Source organism: Fundidesulfovibrio sp., assembly GCF_058402725.1.
The window spans coordinates 1-4,338 of the sequence record NZ_JBZVFJ010000213.1 but is presented as its reverse complement, the minus strand read 5'-3'; the positions used below and the strand labels follow the sequence as shown (position 1 = coordinate 4,338).

At 71.8% G+C, this 4,338-nt stretch carries 3 protein-coding genes; all 3 read left to right on the top strand.

Annotation, left to right across the window (positions count from 1 at the left end; translation table 11 throughout):
- The first annotated feature begins 226 nt into the window (after positions 1–226).
- Positions 227–1,675 carry a cardiolipin synthase gene (gene cls / locus ACV4UX_RS17570; RefSeq protein ID WP_491594576.1) on the top strand — a complete coding sequence of 483 codons (1,449 nt, stop codon included), beginning with the start codon at positions 227–229 and terminating at the stop codon, positions 1,673–1,675.
- Positions 1,676–1,763: 88 nt separating this feature from the next.
- Positions 1,764–2,909, top strand: a complete 1,146-nt coding sequence (locus tag ACV4UX_RS17565) for an ABC transporter substrate-binding protein (protein ID WP_491594575.1) — start codon at positions 1,764–1,766, stop codon at positions 2,907–2,909.
- Between the two features lie 43 nt (positions 2,910–2,952).
- On the top strand, positions 2,953–4,338 hold a 1,386-nt coding region (locus ACV4UX_RS17560; RefSeq protein ID WP_491594574.1), incomplete at its 3' end, for a CHASE4 domain-containing protein.

The following is a 4,338-nucleotide window of genomic DNA, read 5'->3' as shown; positions in this document are numbered from 1 at the left end:
CCCCCTTTTTGGGGTGGAGGGGGCCCCCCCACAAACACCCCCCACCCCCCTTTCGTTCTCCCTCCCCCCCCCCCCTCCCTACTCCCCCCCCGCAACCCTCTTTGCCCGCCGCGCCCGATCTCTCCGGCCCCGCGCCTGGACTTCCCTCCCACGGGGCGCTAGAAGCCTCCCAGGATCGTCGAACCCCGGCCGGGCCTTCCCGCAGGGGCGACCCCATGGAGGCCGCGTGACGGCACACCCCCTCTTTTCCACCATCGAAGGCGCGTTCCTGACGCTCTTGGCCCTGTTCCACATGGCAGGGGCCTTCTCGGCGGTGCGCGCGCTCTTCACGGCGCGCTCCTCCCAGGGGGCCATCGCCTGGGCGCTATCCATGGTCATGTTCCCCTACGTGGCCGTGCCGCTTTACTGGGTTCTCGGGCGCGACCGCTTCGTGGGCTACGTCACGGCCCGGCGGGGCGGCAGCCCCGAACTGCAGGCCCTGCGCTCCGGACTCGACGCCGAGCGCGCCGACGCCGCCGCCCTGCCCACCGAGACCGCCGTGCCCGCCGCCGTGCTGGAGCGCCTGGCCGGCATGCCCTTCACGGCGGGCAACAAGGCCGACCTCCTGGTGAACGGAGAGGAGACCTTCCGCGCCATCTTCGAGGCCGTGGCCCAGGCCCACGACTACGTGCTCGTGCAGTTCTTCATCATCCACGACGACGCCATCGGGCGCGACCTCAAGGACCGCCTCTGCGCCAAGGCCCGCCAGGGCGTGCGGGTGATGCTGCTCTACGACGAGATCGGCTGCCACGCCCTCCCCGAGGCCTACCTGGAGGACCTGCGCCACGCGGGCGTGGACGCCAGGGCCTTCAACACCACCAAGGGCCTGGTGAACCGCTTCCAGGTGAACTTCCGCAACCACCGCAAGATCGTGGTGGTCGACGGCCGCGTGGCCTTCGTGGGCGGCCACAACGTGGGCGACGAATACATGGGCCGCTCCCGCCGCTTCGGCCCCTGGCGCGACACCCACCTGCGTTGCGAAGGCCCCGCCGCCGCCCTGGTGCAGCTGTGTTTCGCGGAAGACTGGTTCTGGGCCGAGGGCGGCCTGCCCCGCCTGGACTGGTCCCCGGCCTCCCCCCCGGACGGAAGCGTGAGCCTGCTGGCCCTGCCCAGCAGCCCCGCAGACCTGGTGGAAACCTACACCCTGGCCTTTCTCCAGCTCGTGCAGTCCGCCCGCGAGCGCCTGTGGATCGTGAGCCCCTACTTCGTGCCCGACCGCGAGGTCACGGTGGCGCTCCAGCTGGCGGCCCTGCGCGGCGTGGACGTGCGCGTGATGCTCCCCGCCAGGCCAGACCACAAGCTCGTCTATCTGGCCAGCTTCTCCTACTTCCCGGAGCTGGAGCGCCAGGGCGTCAAGTTCTACCGCTACCAGCCCGGCTTTCTGCACCAGAAGGTGGTGCTCATGGACCGCGACCTGGCCTTCGTGGGCACCGCCAACTGCGACAACCGCTCCTTCCGGCTCAATTTCGAGATCACCATGGCCGCCCTGGGCCGGGACTTCGCCGCCCGGGTGGAGGCCATGCTCCTGGAGGATTTCGCCCGCTGCCGCCCGGCCACGGCCAGCGACTACGAGGACCGCCCCATGGCCTTCAAGGCCATGGCGCGCCTTGCCCGGCTCCTGGCGCCCATCCTCTGATGCGTTGCCTTCGTTCCGCAGGATGCGTAAGGGAAGGATGATCGCTCGAAGGGATGTCGGCCCTCGCGTGCATGCAAACGGAGAACACATGACCATCCGGCTCCTCGCGCTCCTACTGGCCCTGGCCCTCGCCCCGGGACCCGCCGCGGCGCAAGCGCCCGGCCCCCTGCGCCTGGGCGTGAGCATCCCCCTCACGGGCGCGGCGGCCGGCATCGGGCAGTACCTGCTCTGGGGCGTGGAGATCGCTGCGGACGAGGTGAACAACGCGGGCGGCGTGAACGGCAGACCCGTGGAACTCGTGATCGAGGACGACGAGACCGACCCCGACAAGGCCCGCGCCAACGCCCGGCGCCTCGTGGAGCAGGAACGCGTGGCGGCGGTGCTTGGCCCAGCCAACAGCGGCAACGCCCTGGCCATGATCCCCGTGCTCCAGCAGGCCAGGACGCCGCTGATGCTCCTTACGGCCTCGGCCACGCCCCTGACGCGCCCCCCGGCCGACGGGTCGAAGAACTACGTCTTCCGCGCCACGCTCCCGGACCGCGACCAGCTGCGCAAGCTCGTGGACTGGGCCGCGCCCCGCTTCCAGAGCATCGCCGTGGCCGCCGACACCACCCCCTACGGGAACCTCTGCCTCCAGGACATCACCGAACTCATGGCCGAAAAGGGCATCAAGCCCGTCGCCGTGGTGCGTTTCGACCAGGGCGAGCAGGACCTGGCCCCAAAGGCCCGCGAGCTGGCCCGCTCCCCGGCCCAGGCCGTGGTGCTGCTCACGCTGGGCCAGGAGGTGGCCAACTTCGTGCGCGGGGCCGATCAGGCGGGCTACCGCACCCGCTTCATCGGCCAGTACCCCTTCTTCCTTCAGCCCGTGAAAGACCTGCCCGAGCGGCTCTCCAACGGGCTCACCGGAGTGCTGGGCTCCTCGGCCGACGCAAGCCCAAAGGCCCGCGCGATCGACCGCATCGTGCGCACGCGCTACCGCATGGAGGGCTACTACCCCTTCAAGTTCGTCGAGGCCGCCTACGAAGGGACCCGCCTCGTGCTGGACGCCGCGTCCCGCGCCGGATCGGACGACCCGGCGGCCCTGCGCGACGCCCTGGAGGCCACCGAACGCTTCGAGGGGGTGAGCCGCGTGTTCATGCGCCCCTTCTCCCCCGACCAGCACGAACTCTACAAGGCCGACAACCTCTCCATGGGCGTGTGGAAGGACGGCGCGGTGGTGAGGCTCGACGAATGAGCGCCCACCGCCAGTCCCCCGGCGTGCGCCCCGCAGGCCCCGCGTGAGCATCCGGCGCAAGCTCTTCCTGGGCGTGGCCGCAGCCTCGCTGGTCACCGTGGTCTGCGGCTTCGCGGCCGTGCGTTTCCTTGGTCTGGAGAGCTTCCGCCGCGTGGACCAGGAGCGCGCCGTCAACGACCTCGCCCGCGTCGCCGCGGCGCTGGACAACGAACTGGCCCACATGGACACGGCCCTGCGCTTCAAAAGCGCCTCGGACATCACCTACCGCTTCGCCAAGGACCGCGACCGCCATCTCGCCGCCAATTACTTCTCCCTGGAGGCCCTGCGCGGCGGCAACCTGAACCTCATGGCCCTCTACGATCCCTCGGGGGCCTTCGTGGCCGGGGCCGCCTTCGACCTTGTCACGCGCGAGAGCCTCCCCCTGTCCCCCCTGCTGGAGAGCCTGCCCCCGGCCGTGCGCCTCTCCGGCACGGACGGCAGCCCCATCCTGGGCCGGGGCCTGGCGGACACCGAGGCCGGGCTCTTGCTCCTGTGCTGGCAGCCGGTGTTCAACTCCCTGGGCTGGGGACCGCCCCGGGGAACGCTGGCGGCGGGCAGGATCCTGGACCAACGCCTGGTCGGCTCGCTCTCGCGCCAGCTCCACGTGCAGTTCACGGTCCAGGCCCTGGTCCGCGCCGATCCCGAGGCCGCAGCCGGGGCCCTGGCCGCCCGGCGCGAGGGCAGGCCCGCCTCCTTCGGCCCGGAGGGAGAGGAGAGCCTCTCGGCCCATGCCGTCTATCCCGGCTACGACGGCGCGCCCGTCGCGCTGTTGACCGTCCACCACCCCAAGGCCGACATCGCCCAGCTCCGTCAGGCCATGCTCGCGGCCCTGGGCCTGGTGGGCCTGGCGGGCCTGTGCACCTTCGGGGTGAGCCTGTGGCTGCTCGTGCGCACGGTCACGCGGCCCCTGGAGCGCATCACCCGCCACGTGCGCGGCCTCAAGGACGCCCAGGGGCTCTCCCGCCCCCTGGCCCTGGGCCGCTCCGACGAACTGGGCGCCCTGGCCGACGCCCTGGACGACGCCGGACGCGACCTGGCCCGCCTCTACGGACAGCTGGACCGCCAGAACGCAGCCCTGAGCCTGCTGGTGGAAAACATCCCCCATCCCATCTCCGTGAAGGACGGCCAGGGCCGCTACGTGCTGGCCAACCCCGCCCTGGCCGACCTCCTGGGCCAGCCCCTCACCCGGGTGGCCGGGGCCACGGACCGCGAACTGGACGCGCCCACGGGCTGGGCGCGCCGCGCCCGACAGCTGGAGGCCGAGGTGCTCCTGGGCGGGGAGCCCCGCTTCGCCTCCGACGAGGTCTTTGACGCGCCGGGCGGCAGCACGCGCCTCTTCGAGACCAGCCGCCTCCCCCTGGCCTACCCCGAGTCCGGCGCGACCCGCGTG

Bases quoted from the DNA above. Each gene is read 5' to 3' on its own strand.
- ACV4UX_RS17565 (WP_491594575.1), top strand. From the start codon at position 1,764: ATGACCATCCGGCTCCTCGCGCTCCTACTGGCCCTGGCCCTCGCCCCG.